The organism is Clostridium sp. KNHs216 (genome assembly GCF_006714885.1).
Taxonomy (GTDB): domain Bacteria; phylum Bacillota; class Clostridia; order Oscillospirales; family Acutalibacteraceae; genus Caproiciproducens.
Map to the genome: position 1 here is coordinate 3,867,571 of NZ_VFMF01000001.1, position 25,142 is coordinate 3,892,712.

Genomic DNA, 25,142 nt, shown 5'->3' on the forward strand with positions numbered 1-25,142 from the left:
TATGTCTGTCAAACTCATGGCACTGGATGTAGACGGTACCCTGACCGATGAAGAGGGAAAAATCAGTCCGGAAAACGCCAACGCCGTAAGAGCGGCGGCAGCCGGGGGAGTTCAGGTCGTTCTGGCCACGGGCCGGCCGCTGCAGGGAGTGGAGGCCATCTGTTCGGAATTGGGCATCACAGGCCCGCTGATTCTGGTAAACGGCTCTCTGATTGTGTCGGGTGGCGAGGTGTGGGCGGAAACCTGCCTGTCCGCCAAAGACCTGCAAACGGTCTATCGGCAGGGCGCGGCGGTCGGAAATATCTCAGTAATGGCCTTTCAGCCGGATATCATCCGGCTGTGGATTCCGGAGGATATGGATAAACAGTGGATTTCCGATGTGATGGACTCTTTTCAGCTGTTTAAGAGGGCCGAGGTGCCTACTTTTCAGGATTTGCCGCTGGAGCAGGTCAACAAAGTAATGCTCGTAGGCAGCGAGCAGTCTATCAGCAGAGTGTTCCAAACCTGGCCCGAAGAAATTTCCCATCTGGCTACGGGCCGTTCCTATCCCTATGTGGGAGAGATCAACCCTCCCGAAGCGAACAAGGGCGCCGCACTCGCTTATGTCTGTGAAAGACTGGGACTCCGGGCGGAGGAGGTCCTGGCCATGGGCGACGGAGAAACCGACCTGCCGATGCTGGAATTTGCCGGTAGCTCCGTGTTTATTCCCCGCGGGTGCAAGGTCCCGGAAATGCCCGGCCGCTTTGCGGTTGTGCCAAAGGAAGAGTGCGACCGCGGTGTTGCGTGGGGTGCTGGCCGATATTTATCCATTTTATAAAAAAGGGCTGTTGCAAATTTCAGAAAGCAACAGCTTCCATAACAAAAAAATGCGCCTTAAAACGGGTTTTTGAAGCCCGTTCAAGGGGCATTTTTTGTGCGTTATTTTGTTGAGGGGCTATTTTGCAACAGCTTATTTTCCAGATATTTGCCTTATCATTTGAGCGCCTGTCCGACCGATTTAATCAAGGTGCCCGTCTTGTCGAACCCCAAATCCCACACGCCGACGCCCAGAAGCTTTTTTGAATTGGAATACTGCACTTTTTTCTGAATGGAAGCAGCGTCGTCGTAGCTGATAAAAGTGCTGCCGTCAAACAGCCAGGGTACCTGCGCAGAAGAATCGCGGTATCTCCTAAATGATGATTTACTCAGATATTTTGATTGAAGGGTATCGTAGCCGATGGGAGCCGCGGAAGAGAAGCTCTGATGCAGCCCGTTGTTTGCGCCGACGGTTCCCTGATAAAGATAGCCGTAGAACGGTACGCCCAGAATCAGCTTGCCGGAAGGGAAGCCGTTGTTCAGCCAGCTACGCACAGCCGCGTCCACGCTGGACTTTGCCTGCGGGGACTGCCCAGCCGTGGGATAGAGGGGGGCGTTGAAGTCCGTATACGGCTCCCAGGAGCCGTGCAGGTCGTAGGTCATGATCATTCCGTAATCCACATACTGCGCAACGGCGGAAAGGCCGATCCGGCTTGCGTAGCTGCTGTCCGAACCGCCGGCGAAGGAGAGGATATAGTGCTTTTGGTCCTTCGCTCCCTGTGCATCCAGCCCGCCGCGCAGCGCTTTCATCAAAAGGCGGAAATTGGTTCGGTCCGCGGAACGAGTAACGTTGGAGGCAAGCCCGCCCCCGGTGGGATATTCCCAGTCGATGTCGATGCCGTCGAAGCCGTTGGCCTTCATAAAGCGGACCGCGCTGTCCGCGAAAGCAGTTCGGGAGGCTTCCGTGAGCGCGGCGTCGGAAAACCGGCCGGAGTCGCTCCAGCCGCCGATGGAAATGACGGTTCTGAGCTTGGGATATGTACGTTTCAAATTCTTAAGCTTCTTAAAATTCGAGTAGTCTATTGAGGAATCGCTTACGGTTACCTTCAAGTCCGTTCCGATTTTCGCGAACGCGTAATTCAGAACATCCAGACTGGAAGCGCTGATCTTATCGGGAGAAAATCCGGAATGTGCCGACCAGCCGCCGTAGTATCCTACCAGCAGTTTTGCGGGATGCTGGAATGCCGGTGAAGAGGACGGGACCGATTTCTTCGATGGGGAAGAGGAGCCCGCTTTCGATGCGCCGCCGGACGAGCCTGCCGAAGCCGTGCTCCCGGCCGCCGAAGACCCGGGCTGCGGCGATGAGCTGTCCGTGCGGTCGGCTGCAGAGCCGGGGGAAGAAGGAACACTGCCGGTTCCCATACCCGGGTTGGTGCCGCCCGCTCCGATCACAGCGCCCAAAAGAACCAAAACGATTGCCGCGCATAAGAACTTGTGAAGGAAGAAACTCTTTTTCATAAATTCTCCATGTTTCGATCATTTTATCCTTATACTAACATTGTGCGGCAGAAATCTCAAACCTCAATAGATGGCAAAATAAGCGTAAAATTTATCCTGAGCAACCGGGATAGCTGTTGAAACCAGGCAGATTTTATAGTATTCTATGTATACGGATGTTATGAATTATGGGATTTTCATAATAAAAGTCAGAAAGGAAGCCTTCGGGAATTTGACAGTCAGAAGCACTAACCCTATGATAATAAGACAGTGGAGGAAGAAACGTATGAAAAAACTGAACTTTGCCATTTTGTGTGCCGGGAATATCGCCGGGAAAATGGCAAAAACGGTCTCACAGATGAACGAAGTAACCCCGTATGCGGTTGCGGCACGGGAGCTGTCCAGGGCACAAGGCATGGCCGATCAATATGGATTTCAGAAAGCCTACGGTTCCTACGAGGAGCTTGTGAGCGATCCGGACGTCGACCTCGTTTATATTGCCTCTCCGCATTCCCATCATTATGAGCACGCCAGGCTCTGTCTGGAGCACGGCAAACACGTCCTGTGCGAAAAGCCGCTCACCGTCAATCAGAAGCAGGCCGAGGACCTGTTCAGCCTTGCGGAAAGCAAGGGGCTGTTTCTGTCGGAGGCCATGTGGACGCGCTTCATGCCTTTTGCGGACAAGCTGCGCGAAATCCTGGACAGCGGTGTCATCGGCGAACCTCTCACGATGACGGTTTCCTTCGGGCAGGATTTAAGGCATATCGAGCGCGTTGTCAATCCGGCATTGGCCGGGGGCGTTCTGCTCGACATGGGGATTTATCCCCTGACCTTTGCCTCCATGTTTTTCGGCAGCGAGCTTTCGCAGGTTCAGTCCGCCTGTGTCAAAACGGCCAGCGGGGTGGATTCTCAGGACAGTGTGACGCTTGTCTTTCAAAACGGCCGCATGGCGGTCCTGAATTTTACCTTCCTCTGCCCCTACGAAAACAGGGCGGTCATTTACGGTGACAAGGGGCATATCGTGCTGGATAAGTTTTATATGGCACAGGCCGTTGAGATATACGGCAAAGGAGAACAAGAACCCAAGACGGTCAGCCTGCCCCATGATTTTACGGGCTATGAATACGAGGTGCGCGCCGCGGTCAAAGCGATCGGCAGCGGAAAGCTGGCCTGTGATGAGATGCCGCACGGGGAAACGCTCCGCCTTCTGGGATTGATGGACCAGCTTCGCGCGGAGTGGGGCATCCATTATCCGTTTGAATAAACCGGATCGCCGTACCGTTTGATAATTTCTTCCATATGATTTATACTAAGTAATGAGATAAAAAAGAGGTTTGAATCCCTACTGACATATAAAAGAAAAGAGAGGTAATTTTAATGCCGCAGGACAACCGTTTTGCAGTACTGATTGATGCGGACAATGTATCGGAGAAATATATCAAATACATTTTGGATGAGGTCTCCAATGACGGCGTTGCGACCTACAAAAGGATTTACGGCGACTGGACGAAGCCCGCGCTCGGCTCGTGGAAAAACGTGCTGCTGGAGTTTTCGATTACTCCCATTCAGCAGTACGGCTATACCACCGGGAAGAACGCAACGGATTCCGCGATGATTATTGACGCGATGGACATCCTGTACTCCGGAAATGTGGAAGGATTCTGCATCGTCTCCAGCGACAGCGACTTTACGCGCCTTGCGGTGCGGCTGCGCGAATCCGGTATGAACGTAGTCGGAATGGGGGAAAAGAAAACGCCCCCTCCGTTTATATCCGCGTGCAATAAGTTCCGCTATCTGGAGGTTCTGGCGCGTGAAACGGCAGCGTCCAACGATCAGCCCGAGGAAGGGGAAGCGACGGAAACGGTTGCGCCGGAAATGACGCCTCTGGAAACGATTAAAAGCGCCGTCCGGACAATCGTCCAGGAAATATCCGACGACGACGGAAGGGCCTTCGTCGGTGAAATCGGGAACATGCTGGTTCGCCGCTACCCCGATTTTGACGTCAGAAATTACGGCTTTAAAAAGCTGACCCCGCTGCTCCAGTCGCTGAAAATTTTCGATATCTTCTCGGAACGGAACAGCGACGGCTACAACAGGCTGGTTTATATCAAAGAAAAAAGCGCTCCTGTACAGCAGCAGAAAACAAACGCAAAAAAACTGCATACCAAATAAAAACAGGGTCCATGACATTGTCATGGACCCTGTTTGCTCTCTGCTGTCAGCTTATTGCGCCGGAAGCTCGTGTTTTTTGTTGCCCAGATAGGCGGCTTTGACTTCGGCGTTTTCCAGAAGCTCCCGTCCCTTGCCGGAAAGCTTGATGCGCCCCGTTTCAAGCACGTGCCCCTGGTCCGCCACCCGGAGCGCCAGATTGGCGTTCTGTTCAATCAGAAGAATGGTGACGCCCAGCTTGTTGATCTCCTTGATGATTTCAAAAATGCCCTTGACTACCAGCGGGGCAAGACCGAGCGAGGGCTCATCCATCATAATCAGCTCCGGCTTGCTCATGAGCGCGCGGCCCACGGCCAGCATCTGCTGTTCGCCGCCGGAAAGGGTTCCGGCAAGCTGCCAGGAGCGCTCTTTCAGGCGGGGGAAAAGTTCGTAAACCCATTTGATATCTTCCGAGTAATCGTCTTTTCTCATGTATGCGCCGATTTTCAGGTTTTCAAGAACCGTCAGGTTCGGGAAAATACGGCGGCCTTCCGGAACCAGCGTGATTCTGTGCCGTACGATTTCCTCCGAAGGCTTTCCGGTAATGTCTTCGTCATTATAAATGATCCTGCCGCTCTGCGGCTTGACCAGGCCGACCACGGTGCGCAGGGTCGTGCTTTTGCCCGCGCCGTTTGCGCCGATCAGCGTAACGATGCTCTTGTCCGGCACTTCAAAGGAAATGCCCTTGACCGCCTCAATACCGCCGTAGGAAACATACAAATTCTCAATTTTCAGCATCTTCGTCCACCCCCAAATAAGCCTCTACCACACGCGGGTTGTTCTGTATTTCGGCGGGTGTACCCTTGCCGATCGTCTGACCGAAGTCCAGCACATAAATCCGGTCGGATATCTCCATCACCAGATCCATATGGTGCTCAATCAGGAAAACCGTCAGGTTGAAATCCTGCTGAATCTGCTTGATAGAAGCGGTCAGGTCCTCGGTTTCCTGCGGGTTCATCCCGGCCGCGGGTTCGTCGAGCAGAAGAAGCTCCGGCTTGGTGGCCAGCGCGCGCGCAATTTCAAGGTGGCGCTGCTGTCCGTAGGGGAGGGAGCTTGCGACGGCGTCTTTCACGTCGGCCAGCCCCATCCTTTCCAGAAGCTCTTCGCTTTCCTCACGCATCCTTTTCTCGGCGCGGACCGCACCCGGAAGCCGCAGGGTCGCGCTGAAAAGATTGCTTTTCATGGAAAAGTGCTTCGCAATGATGATATTGTCAAATACGGACAAATCCTTAAACAGGCGGATATTCTGAAAGGTACGCGCCACTCCCTTGCGGGTGATTTTGTCCGGGCTCATACCCGTGATATCCTCGCCGTGCAGAAAGATTTTGCCGCTGGAAGGAGTGTACACGCCGGTAATCATGTTGAATGCGGTCGTTTTTCCCGCGCCGTTCGGGCCGATCAGGGCCACGATCTGGTGTTCCCGGATCGTCAGGTGCAGATTGTCGACAGCGACGACGCCCCCGAACTGCATGGTCATATTTTCGGTTCTGAGTACGATGTTTTTATCGATTGTTTCATTGATGCTTTTGTTGTCCGGTGTCATTTCGTGCTGCCCCTTTCTGTGCTTTTCGGGGATTTTTTAGACCTGTGCTTTTCAAAGAATTTAAAAATCCTGTCCCAGGTCAGTTCCGTTCTGCCCATTAAGCCCTTGCTGTAGAACAGAACGATGATCATCAGCAGAAGGGAGAAGATCACCATGCTGAAGCCGGGGCGGAACAGCGAAACCTCGTAGCCGGCAACGGTCAGCGGCTCGTCGAAGGTGCGCAGGAGCTCCAGCCCGCAGGTTACGATAAACGACGCGATGACGGTGCCGCTGATGCTGCCCATGCCGCCGAGAACGATAATCAGCAGGAAGTTGTAGGTGAGCGTAAAATAGAACTGCTTGGGGTCCACCGTGCCGAGCAGGGAAGCGTAAAGGCCCCCGCCGACGCCGGCGAAAAAGCCGCCCACGACAAAGGACAGGACCTTGTGTTTGAACAGGTTGATGCCCATTGCCTCGGCCGCGATATCGTCCTCGCGGATCGCCTTGAATGCGCGCCCGTAGCTGGAATTGATCAGCAGCGCGGTCAGAATCAGGATAACGATGGCGACGCCGAACGACCACCACATGTTGTTCGCGTTATCCGGAATTTTGTTGATTCCGAGCGCTCCGTTCGTTATGCTCTGCAGGTTGGTGAGCAGGATGCGGATAATTTCCGAAAAGCCCAGCGTTGCGATCGCCAGATAGTCGCCGCGCAGCCGCAGCACCGGCGCGCCGATCAGAAAGGCCGCGGCTCCGGCAATCACGCCGCCCAGAAGCAGCGCCGGGACAAAGGGAAGATGAATCCCGGCGATGGCCGGATTCATGGGTTCCATATAAAAGATGGTGGAACGCATATCCAGCGGAAGCGTGAAAATCGCCACCGTATACGCGCCGATCGCCATGAAACCGGCCTGGCCGAGAGAGAACAGGCCGGTAAAGCCGTTGATCAGATTCATGGAAAGGCCGATAATGGTGTAAATTGCGCACAGATTCAGAATTCTGACGATGTACGCGTCCAGATAGTTGTTCGCGAAATAAATCAGTGCCAGCATAATGACCGCAAGAATCGCGGTGCAGATGATGTTGCGCTTTTTCGTATCTTTCATCATATCACACCTTCTCCGTTGTCTTTTCCCCGATCAGTCCCGTCGGTTTTACCAGCAGGATTAAAATCAGGAGGATGAAGGCGAATGCATCACGGTAACCGGTCAGCGGCTGGAAGAACGCAACCAGCATAACCTCAATCAGGCCGAGAATAAAGCCGCCCAGAACAGCACCCTTAATGTTGCCGATCCCGCCGATGACCGCGGCGATAAAGCATTTCAGTCCGGGCATAACCCCCATCAGGGGAGACACCTGCGGGTATTTCATTCCCCACAGAATCACGCCGACAGCGGCCAGGCCGGAGCCGATGCCAAAGGTTGCGGCGATTACCAGATTGATGTTGATTCCCATTACGCGCGCGATTTCATAGTCCTTTGAAACGGCACGCATCGCCATGCCGAGCTTGGTTTTGTTGGTGATGAACAGAAGAATCGACATGCACACAACCAGAACAAGCGGCACAATGAGCGCGACCTTCTGAAGGGAGACCGTCCCAAGCGAAACGGTGGACATCAATCCCATAAAATCCGGAAAAGCCTTTGGTTTTCCGCTGAAAATATAGGTGGCGAGATTCTCAAGAAGGAAGGAAACGCCGATTGCCGAAACCAGGACGGAGTCCTTGGGTGCGTCGCGCAGCGGGCGGTAGGCCACTCTTTCGATCAGCATACCCAGCCCGGCGGTCAGCACGACGACAAAAATACACGCGAAATACCACGGCAGGTGAAAGGCCGCAACACCAAAAAAGGTAAAGTAGGCCGCCATCATGAAAATATCACCGTGGGCAAAGTTAATGAGGCGCAGAATTCCGTAAACCATTGTATAGCCGACGGCTATCAGGGCGTACAGGCTTCCCACCGCAATTCCGTTTGCCAGATTTTGTAAAAACAGTTCCAGTGTCATAGCACAACATCCCTATATCAAAATTATTCGTTATTTTGAGATCGTAACCGTATCCTTGTAAGTGAATTTTCCGTTTTTCACTTCTTTGATGATGGCGGAATCTTTGTCGGGATCTCCGTCCTCGTTAAAGGTCAGCTTTCCTGTTGCGCCCTCTACATCCTTTGTCTTTGCCAAAGCGTCGCGGATAGCGGTGGAGTCGGAGGAATTGGCGGCCTCGATCGCCTTGATGATGACGAGGTAAGCGTCGTAGCCCAGCGCGCTGACTGCGGCCATGTTCTTGTCGGGGTATTCCTTCTTATAGGCTTCGACAAATTTCTTGCCCTCTTCCGTTACAGGAGCGGAATCGTCGAAGAAAGTGGAAATGGTGGCGCCCTCTACGTCGGTGCCGCCTACGGAGGTGAATTCGTCAATATCCCATGTGTCGCCGCCGAGGAACGGGGCGGTGATGCCCAGCTGACGGGCCTGCTTCATGACCAGCGCGGATTCCGTAAAGTTGCCGGGAGCAAAGATCACGTCCGGATTGGCGGCTTTTACGGTGGAAAGCTGCGCGCCGAATTCCTGATCGTTGGTGTTGTAGTTAACGGTCGTTACCACGGAGTTGGGGTCGCCGGTCAGTTTGATAAACGCCTCTTTGAAATATGTAGCCAGACCGACTGCGTAGTCGTTGGAAACCTCCTGAACGATGGCGGCCTTTTTCGCGCCGCTCTTGAAGGCGTAGTTTGCCATGACGGTTCCCTGGAACGGGTCAAGGTAGCAGACGCGGAAATAATAGTCGTTTCCTTTTGTCACCAGCGGGTTTGTGCAGGAAGCGCCCACCGCGGGAACCTTGTTTTTCTTTACCAGATCGCCGGCAGCCATGGAAAAGCTGGAACCCCAGGAGCCGATGATAGCGGAAACCTTGTCTTTTTCAATCAGACGGGCGACAGCCGTGGTGGCCTGAGCCTTGTCGGATTTGTTGTCCGCAACAACAATTTCCACTTTTTTGCCGAGAACTTCAGGATAGAGCTTGTTGGCGATTTTTATGCCTTCGACTTCGGCCTCGCCGCCTGCGGCGTTTGCACCCGTCAAAGGTTCAAATACACCGATTTTGATGGTGTCGCTGCCGGTTGCCGCGGAGCCGGACGCGGTGTCCACTTTTTTACATCCAGAAAATGCTGTTGCTGTCATTATCAATGCCAGCAGCAGTGCTGCAATTCTTTTCATGTTAAGTTGCCTCCTCAGTCAATTCAATTTATTTTTGCGGCCCATCCGGGACGCCTGTGAACGTTGTGTAAACTTTTTATGATTATATCATGCTAATATATAGAATTCAAGCAAAATGAATTTTTCGTTTTACCATCCGGCATTTTTTGCGGTGCCATTTGCTCATTTCCGTTCAATGGGACAGCGTGATGAATATCAGTAACCGTTAAAGTGTAAATTGATTGATATAATGTACGCATTATCATTCTTCCAGGTGCAGTTTTTTTACGATTTTTTAAGAAATCTGTCCGATGCCCAAACGGGTGCCATGTGAAATTTTTCTGTATGGTTCCTGCAAAATCATCATAAAATCCCGGATTTATACATTTTATTACAAAAAAGTTAAAAATTTTGCAAATAATACTGGAAAAATTTGAAAAAATAGATTATTATTAAAGAAAGTGGTGGAATATATTTTTTTATATCATGATAATACTACGTTTGTGGAGGCAGGACGATGGAAGCAGTCAGAAAAAACGATAATAGCAGGTTTATCAGTATTTTGAAAAGAATCTGGGACGGCCCGGATTATGAAGAAGCGGAAGAGGTTTCTTCCATGCAGTTTGGCAAATCCAAAATGGTAGAATATACCCGGGAAGAAAATGCCGAGGAATTCAAGCTCGAAGTAAAAGAAGATGAGCCGGAGGACCTGCAGTTCGGCGCGCCCAAACCGATTGAAACGGGCAGACCCGAATTCCAGTCGCTGAAACCGGATTTTCAGCCCCAGAAGCCGTATGAACTTCCTACCGCCAATGATTTCAATTCATCCAAGCAGACCACGGTGATATCAAAGGGTACCGTCATTACGGGCGATATTCAATCGGAAGGCAATCTTGAGATTTACGGAACGGTCACAGGCGGAATTACGACCACCGGCAATATCAAGATCAACGGAAAGCAGGTCGGCGACATTCAGGGATCCAGCATTACGCTTTCGGCCTGTACGGTCCGCGGCAATGTCACCGCCACCGAGGATATGAACATAGACAGCGATTCCGTTGTCATCGGCGATATCAGGACCAAGAACCTGACGATCAACGGCAGGCTTCAGGGCAATATTCAGGCCAAGAGCAGCATTGTCTGTCAGAGCAACGCAATTGTGATCGGCGATCTGAAAGCCGGCACGGTTACGGTGAACAACGGCGCCAAGCTTCAGGGCAAGCTGGAAATTTTCAGCGGCCAGCTGGGGGATATCAGGATTCAGGACGACGACAGGCCCGTTCGCCCCGCTCCCGCCGAATAATGAAACAGTGAGAAATAAAAACAGAGATGGAAATTTCCATCTCTGTTTTTTTATCCTTTCAGAAAAAAACAAAAGAGCGGGCGCTTATGCGTCCGCTCTGAAAATTCAATTTGCAGGCAGCAGGATCAGTCGCTGCTGAAGGGAAGCAGTGCAAGATGACGCGCGCGTTTAATGGCGATGGTCAGCTCACGCTGGTGATGCGCACAGGTGCCGGTTACTCTGCGGGGCAGAATCTTGGCTCTCTCAGAAATAAAGCGGCGAAGCTTTGCAACATCCTTGTAATCGATGGATTCCACTCTGTCGACGCAGAAGCCGCAGACCTTCTTGCGGGTCTTGCGTCCGCCGGGGCGGCGGTCCTGTCTGTCGTTTCTGTCGTTTCTATCAGCCATGGCAATAAGCCTCCTTTTCTCATCAGTATTGCAGAGGGAACGCTTAGAACGGCAAGTCGTCGTCTAAAGGCATCTCCTCAAAATCGCCGGTGTCGCCGCTTGTGTAAGCGGGGACCGGCTGCTCAGCGGTAATATCCGTTTTTGAATGATAATTGCTGCCCTGCGCTCCTGCGCTGTCGCGTTTTGACTCTGCAAAATGCACATTGTCAGCAACGACTTCAAACGCTTTGCGCTTGTTTCCGTCCTTATCGGTATAGGTACGTGTCTGGATGGAACCCTGTACCGCAACCAGCTGGCCTTTGTGGAAATATCTGCACACAAAATCCGCCGTGCTGCGCCACGCAACAATATCAATAAAATCAGCCTGACGGTCCGCTCCCGATTTCACGTAGGAACGGTCCACGGCAATTGTAAAGCTTGTTACGGAAACATCATTCGGCGTATGCCTAAGTTCAGGGTCGGCAACAAGTCTGCCCATTAAAACAGCGACATTGAGCATTCAAATCACTCTTCCTTCTTAGCTTTCTTTCTTTATGATGAGAGAACGAAGGACACCGTCGGTAATCTTGTAAATTCTGTCGAGCTCAGCCGTAAATTCGGGAGCGCTTGTGAAGTTCACTAAGGTGTAGTAGCCTTCTTCCTGCTTCATGATCGGGTACGCAAGTCTGCGTTTTCCCCACTCATCAATGCTGTCGATGGTACCGTTTGCCTCGATCAAATCCTTGAACTTCTGAACCAGAGCGGCAATCGCGTCCTCACCGAGTTTTGTGGAAAGGATAAATACGGTTTCATAGGAATTCTTTACATCTGACATTATTTGCACCTCCTTTTGGACTTTGGCCCCGAAATAAATCCGGAGCAAGGATAGTAAGCCGAAAACTGCGGCTTAACAGAGTAATTATATCAGCACGGCATTATGAAGTCAAGATAAAAATTACAGTGTTTTGCAAAGGTCCTTCAGGTACGCCCTGAACTGAGGGCCAATATCCGGATGTTTCAGCGCAACCTCCACCTGTGCCTGCATGATGCCCAGCTTGTTTCCCATATCGTAGCGCTTTCCGGTAAAGTCCACCGCGACCATGCCCACGGAGCGGGCCAAAGCGCACATGGCGTCGGTCAGCTGGATTTCCCCGCCGGCGCCCGGCTGGGTCCGATCCAGAATATCAAAGATATCCGGCGTCAGAACGCATCTGCCCAGAATGGAATACAGGGACATGATTTTGTCCGGGGACGGCTTTTCAATCATATCCGTACAGCTGAAGTAGTTGTCGTGGATCGGCTCCACCTTCAGGGAACTGTATTTGGTGATTGCTTCGGCGGTCACCTGGTTCACGCCCAGAACACCCTTTCCGAACTCGTCGTAAGCCCGGATCAGCTGGCCGCAGGCAGGGTCCTCGCCGATGATGACGTCGTCGCCGTACAGGACCGCGAACGGCTCGTTGCCGACGAAGGAGCGGGCGCAGTTCACCGCGTGGCCAAGGCCCTTGGTTTCCTTCTGACGGACAAAGTAAATGTTCGCCTCGTGGGAAAGATCGATAATTTCCTTTAAAATCTTTTCCTTATCCGGGCCGCCGCTGGTCAGCTTGGCCTCCAGCTCCGGCACACGGTCAAAGTGGTCCTCAATCAATCCCTTGCCGCGGTTGGTGATAATCAGGATATCCGTGATACCGGAACGGACGGCTTCCTCCACAATATACTGGATGGCGGGCTTGTCCACAATCGGCAGCATTTCCTTCGGCATGGATTTGGTTGCCGGCAGCACGCGGGTTCCCAGCCCGGCGGCCGGAATGACAGCTTTTGTTACTTTCATTTTTACACTCCTAATATCTAGAATATTTGAGGCAGATAAAACACAATCATATAACAGATCAGAAGGCCGATTGCCAGAGAAGTGTTCACGCCGCCCTGCTCCTGCAGCTGAATCGCGGCAAGGGTCGCCTCGGGCGTATGATGATGGATCTGCTCGATCTTATCGATGCAGTGATTTAAATACCACTTGTTTCCGTTAAATCCCACCACCAGCATGAGGATGATCTGGACCAGCGCAATGATGGTCGGCACACAGAACAGAAGAATCTGCTGGACCGGCTGCTGTGCAAGCTGTTCCGACACCTGCAGCAGCTGGGAATAGGTGGGGGAAACCGTATCGATGGAAATTCCCTGCTGCTGCATCAGGGATTCCAGCAGCGGCATGGAAAAATTAAGGGACACGTAGGTGGAGATCAGATACAGGACGGTCATGACCGCGGTAATCACGGAACCGATTTTGTACTGTTTGCGGTACAGCATCCAGCCGCCCGAAAACAGGAACGCGCTGAAGTTGAAACGGTTTCTGTGAAAACGCTTGAGATTGAGGAATACCGGCAGATAATACTGGGTATTGCCCTGTACCAGCTTGGCGAGGTCTCCCGCCGGGACGCTGCCGATCGGCTCGTTGGGGTTCACCCCACCCATCGGGTCAAAGATAAACGGCATGGGCTGGCCCGGCTGACCTGGCTGGCCTGACGGAAAGGGGCCGCCTGCCTGGGGAAAGCCGTTCTGAGGGAACCCGTTCTGAGGGAACCCGTTCTGAGGAAAGCCGCCGCTTTTGGGGAAACCGGCGACATCCTGCTGGTTCATGGTCAGCGACTGGCCGCAGTGGTCACAGAACATCGCGTTCTGTGAATTCAGACTGCCGCAGCGCGGACAGCGTTTGGTTCTGTTTTCCGCCCCGTTTTCCGCCGTGTCGGCGGACTTGGTTTCCTTCTGTGGGGGAGTCCACGCGGCATGGGTGCCGTGTTTGTCCGAAAAAACGCATTTGCCCGCCTGCGCGTAGCACTCGCGGTGATACGGCGCGCCGCATTCGGGGCAGACGACGATATCGTCGTCCCGTGCAAAAGGTTTTCCGCAGACAGGGCAGTTTAAACCTGTATAGTCAATCATAGTTTATCCTCCCATAATGTAGATATCAATTGCAGCGCTTCCAGCTAATTATGCAACAAGGTTGTGTTCTTCCCCCGCCGAAGGCGGGGGAAGAACGTGCTTTGTCTCACAAACTGAAATGGATTTGCTATAGATATCAATCTTATTATATTAACCTATTGTATATAATTTCAAAAGAAACTTCAATAATATATTCAATAAGTTTTCACCTAATTCATAATTGACCGCGCGTCAGGCTTACGTCCGGCGCGGTGTGCGGGGCCTTTGTTCCGTAATTTCATCTTTACATTATACACGGAATAATTTATAATTAATAACAATCATTGCATTTTTACGGAAAGACCCGACTGTGTTTCCCTTCCGGTTCGTCGGAGGGAACACGGATTTACGCGATAAGCGGATGGAAAATCCTGTAATGGAATAATTTATTTGAAGGATGATAGTATGCTGCAGTTTGAAGAAATGAAGCTTGCTTTGCAGGAGTTGGAACCCGATCTGAACGATCTGGCGGAAGCGCTTGGGCTTGAAGGCATGCGCGAAGAGATTGCGAAGCTCGACGAAAAAGCCGCTCAGCCCGGTTTCTGGGACGATATGAGCACTTCTCAAAAGGTTTTGCAGCGTTCCAGTATGCTGAAAAATAAGGCTGCTGCGTATGAACGGCTGAAAAATTCGTACGGCGATACGCTGGCCTTAATAGAGCTTGCCAATGAGGAAGGGGACTTATCCCTTTTACCGGAAGCGCAGGAGGAACTGAAAAAGTTTCAGGATGAGCTGGAAGCGCAGCGCCTTTCCACGCTGCTGACCGGGGAATACGACGGCAAGAACGCGATTCTGACGTTCCACGCGGGCGCCGGCGGCACCGAGGCGCAGGACTGGGCGGAAATGCTGTACCGCATGTACTGCCGCTGGGGCGAGCGCCACGGATACAAGGTGGAAACGCTGGACTATCTGGACGGCGAGGAAGCGGGGCTGAAAAGCGCCAGTATCCTGATCGAGGGCATCAACGCCTACGGCTTCTTAAAGAGCGAGGCGGGCGTGCACAGGCTGGTCCGCGTATCCCCGTTCGACGCCTCCGGCAGGAGGCATACCTCGTTTGCTTCTCTGGAAGTAATGCCGGAAATCGACGACGACGTGGAGGTACAGATCAACCCCGAGGACATCAAAATGGACGTTTACCGCGCGAGCGGTGCGGGCGGCCAGAAGGTCAACAAGACCTCCTCCGCGGTGCGTCTGACCCATATCCCCACGGGAATCGTGGTATCCTGTCAGGTGGAACGCAGCCAGTACCAGAACCGCGACGTGGCGATGAGGATGCTGAAATCCAAGCTGGTCGAAATCAAAGAGCGCGAAAATCTGGAGCGCATCGAGGACATCAAGGGCGTCCAGAAAGAAATCGCGTGGGGTTCTCAGATCCGTTCCTATGTCTTTATGCCCTATACGTTGGCAAAGGACCACCGCACCGGCTTTGAGTCGGGCAATATCAACGCCGTGATGGACGGCGATCTGGACGGCTTTATCAACGCCTATCTGAAAGCGCAGAGTCTTGACGCTCTCGGCGAAAATATCGAATAAAATAAGCAAGGGGCTGCGTTACGCAGCCCCCGTTTTGTTTTAGCACTGACTTCTTAGCAGCTTCTGCAGCCGGTTGTCCCTTCCGCTGAAAAGGACGCGCACGTAATCCCCCATGATTCTGGAAGCAAAACGTTCCGTGTACCGTTCCTGCAGCTCCTGAATGGAAAGGTTTGTGCTGATGATGGTCGGCTTCTGGGTCATCAGCCGCGTGTTGACGATGTTATAGATTTCGGCGCAGGAAAACGCGGTTCGGAATTCCGTGCCCAGGTCGTCCAGAATCAGCAGGTCACAGTCCAGAATCATATGGCCGGTGTTTCCCTCGTCGCGGCCGAAATGCTCCCGCTCCAGCTTGGTAATCATGTTGTTGACGGAGCAGTAAACCACGCCGAAGCCCTTCTGAATGGCCGTGTTGGCAATGGCCAGCGACAGATGCGTTTTGCCCAGTCCCGTAGCCCCCTGCATCATCAGGCTGGGGGAGGAAGGGGAAAAGCTGTCCGCGTATCTGCGGCAGTTGCGGTACACGCCTTCCATCATGCTGCGCGGGGACTTTGCCGTGTCGCCTTCGGTCTTGTCCGGGTAAAAATCCAGCGAAAAGCTTTCAAAGGTGGAAAGCTTCAGCGGCGTAAGGGCGTTTAAGGAATCATAGGCCTGCGCGCGGAGAAGCTTCTTCATGCATTCGCACATCCTGCCGTCGACGTACCCGGTATCGCCGCAGAGTTTGCAGGAATACTCCGGCTCCAGATAATGCTCGCCGTAGCCTAGGGAATTCAGTTTCTCTTTTAATCGGCTCTGAAGGGCCAGGTTTTCCGCTTTTAACCGGGTGAGCTGCTCTCTGGCGCTGCCGCCGCCCAAAACGGCCCTTGCCGCGGCGATTGCAGTGCGCGACAGGACGGACTCGATTTCGGCGGCTTCCGGGCAGATCCCGTAAAACGCCGCCTTTCGCTGCGCGGCCATGTCTTCCGCTTTTTTACGGCGTTCGAAAAGAATCTGTTCCGCGCTTTCGTAAATCTCCCTGCTGTAGCCCAATGCGATCACTTCCTGTCAAAATTGTCAAAAACGCTGGAACGCTCGTATTCCGCAATGTCATAGGAGGTTTTCTGAGGCTTGGTGCTTTTGCGCGCGGCCACCCTTTCCTCCTTGTCCTTCTGTGCCTGCTCCAGCGTAGAGATGCCTTCCCGGTTCCAGCGCTCCAGAATCTTGTTCATGTAGCTGATGCTGAATTTTCCGGTGTTGTCCACGCTGCGTTCATACGCCTCGTGAATCAGCGGAAGAGTAAACTTCCACTGTGTAACCCAGACCGAGGCGAACGCCTGCTCCTTGGTGGAGGGCGCGCGGTGGGGAATGCCTGCCGCCTGCTCGATCACGCGCCACGCCTTTTGGCCTTCGTCCAGCCTGCGCAGCTTTTCCTCCGCCTTTTCATGGGTGAAGATTTCCTCGTCGGCCCAGTTCATGGCCACCTTCTCTATGTAACGGGTATTTGCCTTGCCGATGCTGACCACATACTGCAGCAGCATGATAATTACGTCCGCGGGCAGCCCGAAATCATCGTGCAGCATCAGAAGCATGGCGGAATCCCCGTTGGAAATCAGCCGCCCCAGAATCTGCTCGGCCTCCTGCATCAGGCAGGCGATTTCCGTCGATTCGCCCATCCTTTTCGCGACAAAGGCGTTGTCGGGCTTTTGCGGGCGGGAAAGCAGCTTGTGCGGTTTTTCGGCGGGCTCCGCCTCCGGCTTTTCCGGTTCGCGTTCCGGCTCTTTTTCTTTCAAAACGGCTTCTTTATTTTCAGGTACAGCCGAAGTCTCCTCTTTTTCCGGAGGCGTCAGTTCTTTGTTCTTTTCGCAGAAAAGCCCCGTCTGCTGCCAGTAAAGCATGGCGTCGGCAACGTCGGCTTTGTCAATGCACAGCGCTTTCGCAATATCCGCCGCTTCAAAGGAGTCGCCCGCGTGGCGAAGCTCCCATAAAAGCACCTTCAGCTGAACGGAACCGGCCAGCTTGATATGTTGATCAACTACGGAGCAGGGTACCGCGAAAACGGAGTTCCAGTCTCCGAGATTAATGGAATAACTCATAGAGGGTCACCTTTTCCTAACAATTCGGTTTGTTTTTTGTCTTGTCTGTTATTATAGCATAAGGATGCGAAATAGGGAATTGAAAAAAGGGGGAGAATATTTTTGAAAATCCCCTTGACAAAAGGTCGGGTTTTGTCATATAATTATTCACGCACCAAATCTGCGAATGTAGCTCATCTGGTAGAGCGCCACCTTGCCAAGGTGGAGGTAGCGAGTTCGAGCCTCGTCGTTCGCTCCAATATTGCGAAGCGCCGGTATTCTGCCGGCGCTTTTTTGTCGGATAGGCCCGTGTTTTATTCGCGTCGCTTATTCACAAACATATGGGAATGTGATATAATATTAAAGTTTTGTGAACTTAGATTAAAGAGGGAATATCGATTATGGATTTAAGAAATGACATTCGAAATGTTGCAATTATCGCGCACGTCGACCACGGAAAAACCACGCTGGTCGATCAGCTGCTGAAACAAAGCGGCATTTTCCGTGCCAATGAGAATGTTGCGGAGCGGGTCATGGACTCCAACGACCTTGAGCGCGAACGCGGCATCACCATCCTTTCCAAAAATACGGCCGTCATGTACGACGGCGTCAAAATTAATATCGTGGACACTCCGGGCCACGCCGATTTCGGCGGCGAGGTGGAACGCATCCTGATGATGGTGGACGGCGTCCTGCTTCTGGTGGACGCGTTTGAGGGCTGTATGCCGCAGACGCGCTTCGTGCTGAAAAAGGCGCTCGGCCTCGGCAAAAAGCCTCTGGTGGTCGTCAACAAGATCGACCGTCCGGGCGCGAGGCCGGCGGAGGTGGTGGACGAGGTACTCGATCTGTTTATTGAGCTGGGCGCCAATGACGACCAGCTGGAATTCCCGGTCGTTTACGCTTCCGGCCGCGACGGCTACTCTACTCTGGACCCGGATGTGCCGGGGAAAGATATGACTCCGCTCTTCGACGCCATCCTTCAGTATATCCCCGCGCCGCAGGGCGATCTGAACGGGCCGACACAGGTCCTGTTTTCCAATATCGACTACGACGACTACGTCGGCAGAATCGGGATCGGGCGCGTGGAGCGCGGCGAGGTTCACAGCGGGGAAAACGTTGTCCTTTGCTGCCGTGACGGCGAGCAGAAGAATGTAAAGGTTGCCAAGCTGTATCAGTTTGAGGGCCTGAAGCGGGTGGAGGTGCAGGAAGCCAGGCTGGGCGATCTGGTCGCCGTTTCCGGCATCACCGGCCTGAATATCGGGGAAACCGCCTGCGCGCCGGACTGTGTTGAGCCGCTGCCCTTCGTTAAGATAGACGAGCCCACCGTTTCGATGATGTTCATGGTCAATAACAGTCCGTTCGCCGGAAGAGAGGGCAAATATGTCACTTCGCGCAATCTGCGCGACCGTCTCTTTAAAGAGGTGGAAACCAATGTCGCCATGCGTGTGGAAGAGACCGATTCCGCGGATACCTTTAAAGTGTCCGGGCGCGGCGAGCTGCACCTTTCCATTTTAATCGAGCAGATGCGCCGCCAGAACTACGAGTTTCAGGTTTCCGCGCCGCACGTGATCTATAAGATCATCGACGGAAAAAAATGCGAGCCGATGGAACTGCTCATGATTGAAGTGCCCGACAGCTATGTCGGCGCCGTCATGGAAAAGCTGGGCAACCGCAAGGCCGAAATTCTCAACATGGGGACGCGCGACACCGGCATGACCCATCTTGAGTTCAAGATTCCGGCACGCTGCCTGATGGGCTACCGTCAGGAATTTTTGACGGACACCAACGGCAACGGAATCATGAACAATGTGTTTGATTCCTACGAGCCGTATAAGGGCGACGTCCAGACGCGCGCACAGGGTTCGCTGATCGCGCACGAAACCGGCGAGTCCACCGGCTACGGCCTTTTCTACGCGCAGGACCGCGGCCGCCTGTTCATCGGGCCTGGCATCGAGGTGTACGAGGGCATGATTGTCGGTGCAAGCCCGAAATCCGACGATATCGTCGTCAATATCTGCAAGAAGAAGCATGTTACCAATACCCGCGCCTCCGGTTCGGACGATGCTTTGAAGCTCACTCCGCACACGGTTTTAAGCCTGGAACAGAGCCTTGAGTTTATCCGCAACGATGAACTGGTGGAGGTGACGCCAAAAAGCATCCGTATGCGTAAGATGGTACTGAGTAAAGAGCTTCGGATGAAACAGGCGAGTAAAAATAAATGATATGAGCTTTGTAATACTTGATTTGGAATGGAACGGAACCTACAACCGCCGGCTCAAGGGCTTTATGAACGAGATCATTGAGTTCGGCGCGGTGAAGGTGGACCGTGACCTGAACGTGATCGATACCTTTGAGGCCCTGATCCGTCCGCAGGTCGGTAAGAAAATCAGCGGGAAGATCAAGACGCTGACCAGTATTACCAATGAGGACCTGAAGGACGGCCTGCAGTTTATGCAGGTCGTGAGCCGGTTCCGGAAATGGGCCGGCGACGCGGTGTTCATGACGTGGGGTACGTCGGATGTCCTTGCGCTGATTGAAAACTGCCGCTACTTTTGCGGCAACGAGCGTATCCCCTTTTTGAAGCGCTATGTGGATCTTCAGGCCTACTGCGAAAAGATGCTCGATTACGACCCGGCAAAGCAAATGGGCCTGAGCACTTCCGCGCAGCTGCTGGATATCGACGAGGAGGGTTTTGACCATCACCGTGCTTTGGGAGACAGCCTGCTGTCTCTGCGATGTTTTCAGAAGCTGTATACCCCCGGGCAGCTGGAGCCGTTTATTCAGGACGCGACAACGGACGATTTTTACAACCGGATTCTTTTCAAGACGCTGATCGTCTGCGACCTGAGCAATCCGCTGATCAAACGGAGCGATATGCATTTCAAATGCGATCTCTGCGGCGGGCGGGCGCACAGGACGAGCGAATGGCAGCTCAAGAACAAGAGCTACCGCGCGGAGTTCATCTGCTGGCACTGTCACCGAAGGTTTTACGGCCGGGTGCAGTTCAAGCTGAAATACGAGGGCATGGTTGTAAAAAAGACGATCCTTCCGGTCAATGCCGAAAAGGATAAAACAGAGGACGAAGGGCCTCAAGAGGAGAGCTGAAAGCTCTCCTCTTTTTTACGCGCGGATTTGCATTCCCGTTTTTGTTATGCTAGAATCAATACAATCAACCTGGGAGGCATCTTTATGAGTTATAACGCGAAGAATATGAATCGGCAGGAAAGGGACGGCGTTGCCTTTCTAACCTTTCCCTCTTTTGAAAAATACAGCTTCGTCAATCACGCCTTTTCCACGCGGACCGGCGGTGTGAGCGAAGGGATATATGCTTCGATGAACCTGAATTTCGGACGGGGCGACAGCGACGAAAACGTGGTGCGGAATTTTCAGCGGTTCTGCTCCGCGGCGGGTTTCGATTACTCCACGCTGGTCGCGTCGGCCCAGGACCACCACACGGTTGTGCGCCGGGTGGGGCCGGAACACCGCGGAACGGGTATCTGGAAGCCAAGGGATAGGAACAGTGTGGACGGTCTGATCACCAAAGAAAAAAACGTGACCCTGACCACTTTTTACGCCGACTGCGTGCCGCTGTTTTTTCTCGACCCGGAGCGCCGCGCAATCGGCCTTGCCCACGCGGGCTGGCGCGGTACCGTTGCCAAAATGGGGGCCGAAATGGTCAAAGCCATGGTCCGGGAATTCGGCAGCAGCCCGAAGGAGCTTCTTGCCGCCGTCGGGCCGTCCATCGGCCCGTGCTGCTTTGAGGTGGATGCCCCCGTCTATAGGGAGTTTGCCGCGCTGACCGAAATCCGTCCGCACGAATTCATCGTTGAGAAGGGCGGAGGAAAATATATCATCGATTTATGGGAGGCCAACCGGCGCATCCTCATGGAAGCAGGCGTGCCTTCACAGAATATCGAGGTGGCGCAGCTCTGCACAAAATGCAGCGCGCAGTGGCTCTGGTCCCACCGGGCCAGCGGAGGAAAACGCGGGGGCCTTGCCGCAATGATGTGCCTGAAGGGGGAAAAAGCATGACAACGGAGTGTTGTATGCTGTGTCCGCGCGCCTGCAAAGCCAGGCGGACGGAAACCGAGGGAGCCGGGTTCTGCGGGCTGGGGACCGATCCCGTCGTCGCCCGCGCGGCGCTGCATTTTTGGGAGGAGCCCTGTATCAGCGGAAAACGCGGCTCCGGCGCGGTCTTTTTTACCGGCTGCTGCCTGAAATGCGTGTTCTGTCAGAACTATCAAATCAGCACCGAACGGGCGGTGGGGAAACCGGTCGGTGTTAGGGAGCTTGCGGATATTTTCGACCGCCTTGCGGAACAGGGCGCGCACAATCTCAATCTGGTCAGCCCCACACAGTTTATCCCCGCCGTCATCGAGGCTTTGAAGCTCCGGAAATCCCGAATTCCGGTCGTGTACAATTCCGGCGGCTACGAAAGCCTGGAAACGCTGAAGCTGCTGGAGGGCCTGATCGATATCTATCTTCCCGATCTGAAATACGCGGACGACCCGATTGCCCTGAAATATTCCGGTGCGCCGGACTACGCGGAACGCGCGAAAGCCTGCGTGCTGGAAATGGCGCGGCAGACCGGCCCGGCCCAATTTGACGATGATGGGATGATGACGCGCGGCACGATCGTGCGGCACCTGATTCTGCCGGGTAATACGCGCAACTCCCTTGCCGTTCTGGACTGGCTGGGCGAAAATCTGCCGGACGGGGTGCTTGTCAGCCTGATGGCGCAGTATGTGCCCTGCGGAAAAGCGGCGGATTACCCCGAAATCAACCGCGGAATCACAAAACGGGAATACCAAAAGGTCCAGGAGCATCTGTTCCGTCTGAATCTGGACGGCTTCGTGCAGGAAATGAAATCGGCCAGCCGGAGCTTTATCCCTCCTTTTAATCTGGAAGGGGTTTCTGACTGATAGGCTCTTGACAAACAGGAAGCGTCGTTGTAAACTGTTATATAGTTTTTAATACTACATAAAATAATTTATGATAGAAGTTGATATTATGAACGATAACAGTATGAGTAAATCCGAATGGAGGACCACACGCCGCAAAGAGCTGGAGCTTCCCAGCTACACCATGGCGGAGGAAGTGATCAACGCCGCCACACACGGGGTCGGGGCCGGTCTTGCGATCGCGGGCCTTGCTGCGCTTCTGATCAACGGGCGTCACGATACGCTGACGCTTGCCGCGGATTCCGTTTTCGGCGTAACCATGATCCTGCTTTATACGGTCTCCACGCTTTATCACGCGCTCGGGGTCTGCCCGGGGAAAAAAATCTGCCAGATACTCGATCATTGTACCATTTTTCTTTTGATTGCGGGAACCTACACGCCGATTTCACTGCTGTGCTTCGGCGGGGTCACGGGCTGGGTGATGTTTTCGATTGTCTGGACGGTGGCCGTTGTCGGCATCGTGCTCAACGCGATCGATCTCAAGCGCTTCAAAACGTTTTCCATGGTTTGTTATCTGGCCCTCGGGTGGCTCGTGATCTTCTTTTTCAAGCCGTTGCTCACGCACCTTGACCCGGGCGCCATTTTTAACCTGATTGCGGGCGGTGTGTTTTACACGGTCGGCGCGGTGATTTACGGAGTGGGGAAAAAAGTCAAATATATGCACTCTGTGTGGCATTTGTTTGTGCTCGGGGGAACTATTTTTCATTATTTGGTCATTTATCATATTTCCGTATAAATTTGTTTACAAATCGTATCACATTTTCCTCTTTTTCTGCGATATAATGAATACACAGAATACACTCGCAGCATGGAGAGGTGACGCAATTGGATATTTTAGAAAGACAGATGTCTTTTGATTCCTGTGCAGATGACGAAAGGATTTTTGCACGGGTTATGGAACCTGCCAATCAGGCGGATGTCAGGGCCGTGCTGCAGATTGCTCATGGAATGGCGGAACACAGCCTTCTTTACATGGATTTTGCCCGCCAAATGGCTGAAAGCGGCTACGCCGTGGCCATCAACGACCACCTGGGCCACGGAAAATCGGTTTCGGCAGGCGGGGCGTACGGCTATTTCGGCAAGGGCGGCTGTCAGAACCTTGTAAAAGACATGCATAAGCTGTATGCCCTGATACGCAAGGATTATCCCGGTGTGCCGTATGTGCTGATGGGACACAGCATGGGTTCCTTTCTGGCCCGTTCCTACGCCGCCCAATACGGTGAGGAACTGGACGGGGTCATTTATATGGGCACCTGCGGCAGTCCCGGCTCGGGGGTGCTTACCGCCCAGAAACGGCTCGGCGACGCCATTGTCAAAAAGAAGGGCGAAAAAAGCCACGATCCGCTTTTTGCAAAGCTTTCCACCGTAAAATACAACAAGGCCTTTGCGCCGTTTATGACGCCGAACGACTGGATTTCGCGCGATGAGGCCGAGGTGGAGAAATATACGAAAGACCCGCTCTGCGGGTTTGACCTGACTGTTTCCGGCTATCGGGATATCGTTTATCTGCAGGCCGAGATCAGTTCCTCCCGCTGGTTTAAGAAGATGCCGAAAATCCCCATTTTGCTGCTGTCGGGCGAAAAAGACCCCGTCGGCGATTTTGGCAAAGGGGTCAAACAGGTTGCCGCAAGGCTCAGGAGGACCGGCCACGACGTCCGCTTGGTTTTATACCCGGGGGCGCGTCACGCGCTTCTGAGCGAAACCAATAAACAGGAAGTTTATGGTGAGATAGAGAAATTTCTTCTGTCCGTAACAAAAGAATAAACTCCAAAAGGAAAAGGACAGGGCAAAGCCGACACTTTGCCCTGTCCTTTTGTGATATCTGCCGGCCGCGCTCCATATATTTCCATAGGAGGAGAATTCCTATGTTTGTAACTGTCCGCATGAACCGCAAGCTGTCCCTGATGTTATTCACCACGGCGGCCATTGTACTGATCATCGCCTTCGGCGCAGTGAATCCCGCCAAAGCGACGGATAACGGTAAGGGGATCAAGCTGCCTGTCCTGATGTACCACAGTATGCTGAAAGATAAATCCTATCAGGGTGTGTATGTCATTTCACCGGATATCTTTGAAAAAGATCTCCAGTATCTCCAGAAAAAAGGCTATACGGCGGTTGACGTACAGGATTTGCTGGATTATGTAAATCAGAAGAAGCCGCTGCCGTCCAAGCCAGTGATGATTACATTTGACGACGGGTACTACAACAATTATCTCTACGCTTATCCTCTCGTTAAAAAATACAACATGAAAATGGTGCTTTCCCCAATCGGCTACTATACCGACCTGTTTTCCGACAGCGTCAGCCCGGAGCACGCCAATTATTCACACTGCACCTGGGATGAACTGAATGAAATGATCGCATCCGGCCGGGTGGAGATTCAGAATCATACCTATAATCTTCATGAAAACAAAAACGGCCGGCTCGGGGCGGGAATGAAACGGGGAGAAAGCGTCAGCAGCTACACATCGCTTCTGACAGAGGACCTCAGCAAAATGCAGGAAAAAGTAAAAGAGCATACCGGCGATACTCCCACCGCGTTTGTTTATCCGTTCGGCGCCATCAGCGGCGCGTCGGTACCGATCATCCGGAAGCTCGGCTTTCAGGCCAGCCTGACCTGCGAGAGCCGGATGAACTACATTACGGAGGACCCCGAATGCCTCTATGGGCTCGGCAGGTACCTCCGGCCCGGTAAAGTGACGACGGAGGCGTACTTCCGGAAAATCAAACTGGACTGAG

Annotated in this window: 25 protein-coding genes and 1 tRNA gene; 13 read left to right on the forward strand and 13 right to left on the reverse strand. The window is 53.2% G+C overall.

Annotated elements, in window-relative coordinates:
* The first annotated feature begins 1 nt into the window (after position 1).
* Complete coding sequence (locus LY85_RS18705; protein ID WP_141827859.1) at positions 2 to 817, forward strand: HAD-IIB family hydrolase; 816 nt, start codon at positions 2 to 4, stop codon at positions 815 to 817.
* A 155-nt stretch (positions 818 to 972) separates the two neighbouring features.
* Here LY85_RS18705 and LY85_RS18710 read toward each other — a convergent pair whose 3' ends face one another.
* Complete coding sequence (locus tag LY85_RS18710) at positions 973 to 2,313, reverse strand: glycoside hydrolase family 18 protein (protein WP_141827860.1); 1,341 nt, start codon at positions 2,311 to 2,313, stop codon at positions 973 to 975.
* A 265-nt stretch (positions 2,314 to 2,578) separates the two neighbouring features.
* Between LY85_RS18710 and LY85_RS18715 the strand changes: the two genes are divergently transcribed.
* On the forward strand, positions 2,579 to 3,556 hold the full coding sequence (locus LY85_RS18715) for a Gfo/Idh/MocA family oxidoreductase (protein WP_243122619.1): 978 nt from the start codon (positions 2,579 to 2,581) through the stop codon (positions 3,554 to 3,556).
* Positions 3,557 to 3,669: 113 nt separating this feature from the next.
* Entirely contained in the window at positions 3,670 to 4,464 is a 795-nt protein-coding gene (locus LY85_RS18720; protein WP_038323627.1) for an NYN domain-containing protein, read from the forward strand.
* Positions 4,465 to 4,515: 51 nt separating this feature from the next.
* Here the strand turns inward: LY85_RS18720 and LY85_RS18725 are convergent, their stop codons facing one another.
* Genes LY85_RS18725 through LY85_RS18745 form a run of 5 tightly spaced genes read right to left on the reverse strand, consistent with a single transcriptional unit; the run spans position 4,516 to position 9,229 of the window.
* A complete protein-coding gene (locus tag LY85_RS18725; protein ID WP_038323628.1) occupies positions 4,516 to 5,238 on the reverse strand; it encodes an ABC transporter ATP-binding protein in 723 nt (240 codons plus the stop codon).
* Positions 5,225 to 6,043 carry an ABC transporter ATP-binding protein gene (locus tag LY85_RS18730; RefSeq protein ID WP_042081655.1) on the reverse strand — a complete coding sequence of 273 codons (819 nt, stop codon included), beginning with the start codon at positions 6,041 to 6,043 and terminating at the stop codon, positions 5,225 to 5,227. The genes LY85_RS18725 and LY85_RS18730 overlap by 14 nt, the downstream gene beginning before the upstream one ends.
* On the reverse strand, positions 6,040 to 7,131 hold the full coding sequence (locus LY85_RS18735; RefSeq protein WP_347562449.1) for a branched-chain amino acid ABC transporter permease: 1,092 nt from the start codon (positions 7,129 to 7,131) through the stop codon (positions 6,040 to 6,042). Before LY85_RS18735 ends, LY85_RS18730 begins: the two co-directional genes overlap by 4 nt.
* A gap of 1 nt (position 7,132) precedes the next feature.
* Positions 7,133 to 8,026, reverse strand: a complete 894-nt coding sequence (locus LY85_RS18740; RefSeq protein ID WP_141827861.1) for a branched-chain amino acid ABC transporter permease — start codon at positions 8,024 to 8,026, stop codon at positions 7,133 to 7,135.
* A gap of 30 nt (positions 8,027 to 8,056) precedes the next feature.
* Positions 8,057 to 9,229 carry an ABC transporter substrate-binding protein gene (locus tag LY85_RS18745; RefSeq protein WP_141827862.1) on the reverse strand — a complete coding sequence of 391 codons (1,173 nt, stop codon included), beginning with the start codon at positions 9,227 to 9,229 and terminating at the stop codon, positions 8,057 to 8,059.
* Positions 9,230 to 9,725: 496 nt separating this feature from the next.
* On the opposite strand from LY85_RS18745, the gene LY85_RS18750 reads away from it, so the two are divergent.
* A complete protein-coding gene (locus tag LY85_RS18750; RefSeq protein WP_141827863.1) occupies positions 9,726 to 10,511 on the forward strand; it encodes a polymer-forming cytoskeletal protein in 786 nt (261 codons plus the stop codon).
* Positions 10,512 to 10,636: 125 nt separating this feature from the next.
* Here the strand turns inward: LY85_RS18750 and rpsR are convergent, their stop codons facing one another.
* The 5 genes from rpsR to LY85_RS18775 form a co-directional block, all read right to left on the reverse strand.
* On the reverse strand, positions 10,637 to 10,900 hold the full coding sequence (gene rpsR, locus LY85_RS18755) for a 30S ribosomal protein S18 (protein WP_038323632.1): 264 nt from the start codon (positions 10,898 to 10,900) through the stop codon (positions 10,637 to 10,639).
* 43 nt (positions 10,901 to 10,943) lie between these two features.
* On the reverse strand, positions 10,944 to 11,399 hold the full coding sequence (locus LY85_RS18760; RefSeq protein ID WP_038323633.1) for a single-stranded DNA-binding protein: 456 nt from the start codon (positions 11,397 to 11,399) through the stop codon (positions 10,944 to 10,946).
* A gap of 18 nt (positions 11,400 to 11,417) precedes the next feature.
* Positions 11,418 to 11,714, reverse strand: coding sequence for a 30S ribosomal protein S6 (gene rpsF / locus LY85_RS18765; protein ID WP_141827864.1), 297 nt, complete (start codon positions 11,712 to 11,714; stop codon positions 11,418 to 11,420).
* Between the two features lie 120 nt (positions 11,715 to 11,834).
* The gene (locus LY85_RS18770; RefSeq protein ID WP_141827865.1) at positions 11,835 to 12,710 is read right to left on the reverse strand and encodes a UTP--glucose-1-phosphate uridylyltransferase; all 876 of its coding nucleotides are present in this window, start codon (positions 12,708 to 12,710) and stop codon (positions 11,835 to 11,837) included.
* 17 nt (positions 12,711 to 12,727) lie between these two features.
* The gene (locus tag LY85_RS18775) at positions 12,728 to 13,822 is read right to left on the reverse strand and encodes an RING finger protein (RefSeq protein ID WP_141827866.1); all 1,095 of its coding nucleotides are present in this window, start codon (positions 13,820 to 13,822) and stop codon (positions 12,728 to 12,730) included.
* Positions 13,823 to 14,266: 444 nt separating this feature from the next.
* On the opposite strand from LY85_RS18775, the gene prfB reads away from it, so the two are divergent.
* Positions 14,267 to 15,394 (forward strand): peptide chain release factor 2, encoded by a 1,128-nt coding sequence (gene prfB, locus LY85_RS18780; RefSeq protein ID WP_141827867.1) that lies wholly within the window; start codon positions 14,267 to 14,269, stop codon positions 15,392 to 15,394.
* A gap of 39 nt (positions 15,395 to 15,433) precedes the next feature.
* On the opposite strand, the gene LY85_RS18785 is transcribed toward prfB, so the two are convergent.
* Positions 15,434 to 16,429, reverse strand: a complete 996-nt coding sequence (locus LY85_RS18785; RefSeq protein WP_243122620.1) for an ATP-binding protein — start codon at positions 16,427 to 16,429, stop codon at positions 15,434 to 15,436.
* Positions 16,426 to 17,463 carry a DnaD domain protein gene (locus tag LY85_RS18790; protein WP_141827869.1) on the reverse strand — a complete coding sequence of 346 codons (1,038 nt, stop codon included), beginning with the start codon at positions 17,461 to 17,463 and terminating at the stop codon, positions 16,426 to 16,428. Before LY85_RS18790 ends, LY85_RS18785 begins: the two co-directional genes overlap by 4 nt.
* A gap of 162 nt (positions 17,464 to 17,625) precedes the next feature.
* Here LY85_RS18790 and LY85_RS18795 point away from each other — a divergent pair.
* The 8 genes from LY85_RS18795 to LY85_RS18830 all read left to right on the forward strand — a co-directional run bounded on the left by LY85_RS18795 (position 17,626) and on the right by LY85_RS18830 (position 25,141).
* Positions 17,626 to 17,701 (forward strand) — tRNA-Gly (locus tag LY85_RS18795).
* 142 nt (positions 17,702 to 17,843) lie between these two features.
* Positions 17,844 to 19,664 carry a translational GTPase TypA gene (gene typA, locus LY85_RS18800; RefSeq protein WP_038323639.1) on the forward strand — a complete coding sequence of 607 codons (1,821 nt, stop codon included), beginning with the start codon at positions 17,844 to 17,846 and terminating at the stop codon, positions 19,662 to 19,664.
* Between the two features lies 1 nt (position 19,665).
* A complete protein-coding gene (locus LY85_RS18805; RefSeq protein WP_042081659.1) occupies positions 19,666 to 20,547 on the forward strand; it encodes a 3'-5' exonuclease in 882 nt (293 codons plus the stop codon).
* Positions 20,548 to 20,631: 84 nt separating this feature from the next.
* Complete coding sequence (gene pgeF / locus LY85_RS18810; RefSeq protein ID WP_141827870.1) at positions 20,632 to 21,474, forward strand: peptidoglycan editing factor PgeF; 843 nt, start codon at positions 20,632 to 20,634, stop codon at positions 21,472 to 21,474.
* Positions 21,471 to 22,364, forward strand: a complete 894-nt coding sequence (locus tag LY85_RS18815) for a radical SAM protein (protein WP_141827871.1) — start codon at positions 21,471 to 21,473, stop codon at positions 22,362 to 22,364. The genes pgeF and LY85_RS18815 overlap by 4 nt, the downstream gene beginning before the upstream one ends.
* A gap of 88 nt (positions 22,365 to 22,452) precedes the next feature.
* Positions 22,453 to 23,139, forward strand: a complete 687-nt coding sequence (locus LY85_RS18820) for a hemolysin III family protein (protein WP_243122621.1) — start codon at positions 22,453 to 22,455, stop codon at positions 23,137 to 23,139.
* Positions 23,140 to 23,228: 89 nt separating this feature from the next.
* The gene (locus LY85_RS18825; RefSeq protein WP_141827872.1) at positions 23,229 to 24,167 is read left to right on the forward strand and encodes an alpha/beta fold hydrolase; all 939 of its coding nucleotides are present in this window, start codon (positions 23,229 to 23,231) and stop codon (positions 24,165 to 24,167) included.
* 101 nt (positions 24,168 to 24,268) lie between these two features.
* Positions 24,269 to 25,141 carry a polysaccharide deacetylase family protein gene (locus tag LY85_RS18830; protein WP_141827873.1) on the forward strand — a complete coding sequence of 291 codons (873 nt, stop codon included), beginning with the start codon at positions 24,269 to 24,271 and terminating at the stop codon, positions 25,139 to 25,141.
* Position 25,142 lies beyond the last annotated feature (1 nt).

What these genes read in the sequence shown, in the direction of transcription:
- LY85_RS18740 (WP_141827861.1), bottom strand. Translation starts at nt 8,026, where the DNA reads ATGACACTGGAACTGTTTTTACAAAATCTGGCAAACGGAATTGCGGTG.
- LY85_RS18715 (WP_243122619.1), top strand. Translation starts at nt 2,579, where the DNA reads ATGAAAAAACTGAACTTTGCCATTTTGTGTGCCGGGAATATCGCCGGG.
- LY85_RS18735 (WP_347562449.1), bottom strand. Translation starts at nt 7,131, where the DNA reads ATGATGAAAGATACGAAAAAGCGCAACATCATCTGCACCGCGATTCTT.
- pgeF (WP_141827870.1), top strand. Translation starts at nt 20,632, where the DNA reads ATGAGTTATAACGCGAAGAATATGAATCGGCAGGAAAGGGACGGCGTT.
- rpsF (WP_141827864.1), bottom strand. Translation starts at nt 11,714, where the DNA reads ATGTCAGATGTAAAGAATTCCTATGAAACCGTATTTATCCTTTCCACA.
- LY85_RS18730 (WP_042081655.1), bottom strand. Translation starts at nt 6,043, where the DNA reads ATGACACCGGACAACAAAAGCATCAATGAAACAATCGATAAAAACATC.
- prfB (WP_141827867.1), top strand. Translation starts at nt 14,267, where the DNA reads ATGCTGCAGTTTGAAGAAATGAAGCTTGCTTTGCAGGAGTTGGAACCC.
- LY85_RS18815 (WP_141827871.1), top strand. Translation starts at nt 21,471, where the DNA reads ATGACAACGGAGTGTTGTATGCTGTGTCCGCGCGCCTGCAAAGCCAGG.
- LY85_RS18745 (WP_141827862.1), bottom strand. Translation starts at nt 9,229, where the DNA reads ATGAAAAGAATTGCAGCACTGCTGCTGGCATTGATAATGACAGCAACA.
- LY85_RS18720 (WP_038323627.1), top strand. Translation starts at nt 3,670, where the DNA reads ATGCCGCAGGACAACCGTTTTGCAGTACTGATTGATGCGGACAATGTA.
- LY85_RS18790 (WP_141827869.1), bottom strand. Translation starts at nt 17,463, where the DNA reads ATGAGTTATTCCATTAATCTCGGAGACTGGAACTCCGTTTTCGCGGTA.
- LY85_RS18750 (WP_141827863.1), top strand. Translation starts at nt 9,726, where the DNA reads ATGGAAGCAGTCAGAAAAAACGATAATAGCAGGTTTATCAGTATTTTG.
- LY85_RS18805 (WP_042081659.1), top strand. Translation starts at nt 19,666, where the DNA reads ATGAGCTTTGTAATACTTGATTTGGAATGGAACGGAACCTACAACCGC.
- LY85_RS18830 (WP_141827873.1), top strand. Translation starts at nt 24,269, where the DNA reads ATGTTTGTAACTGTCCGCATGAACCGCAAGCTGTCCCTGATGTTATTC.
- rpsR (WP_038323632.1), bottom strand. Translation starts at nt 10,900, where the DNA reads ATGGCTGATAGAAACGACAGAAACGACAGACAGGACCGCCGCCCCGGC.
- LY85_RS18710 (WP_141827860.1), bottom strand. Translation starts at nt 2,313, where the DNA reads ATGAAAAAGAGTTTCTTCCTTCACAAGTTCTTATGCGCGGCAATCGTT.
- LY85_RS18820 (WP_243122621.1), top strand. Translation starts at nt 22,453, where the DNA reads ATGAACGATAACAGTATGAGTAAATCCGAATGGAGGACCACACGCCGC.
- LY85_RS18770 (WP_141827865.1), bottom strand. Translation starts at nt 12,710, where the DNA reads ATGAAAGTAACAAAAGCTGTCATTCCGGCCGCCGGGCTGGGAACCCGC.
- LY85_RS18725 (WP_038323628.1), bottom strand. Translation starts at nt 5,238, where the DNA reads ATGCTGAAAATTGAGAATTTGTATGTTTCCTACGGCGGTATTGAGGCG.
- LY85_RS18705 (WP_141827859.1), top strand. Translation starts at nt 2, where the DNA reads ATGTCTGTCAAACTCATGGCACTGGATGTAGACGGTACCCTGACCGAT.
- LY85_RS18760 (WP_038323633.1), bottom strand. Translation starts at nt 11,399, where the DNA reads ATGCTCAATGTCGCTGTTTTAATGGGCAGACTTGTTGCCGACCCTGAA.
- LY85_RS18775 (WP_141827866.1), bottom strand. Translation starts at nt 13,822, where the DNA reads ATGATTGACTATACAGGTTTAAACTGCCCTGTCTGCGGAAAACCTTTT.
- typA (WP_038323639.1), top strand. Translation starts at nt 17,844, where the DNA reads ATGGATTTAAGAAATGACATTCGAAATGTTGCAATTATCGCGCACGTC.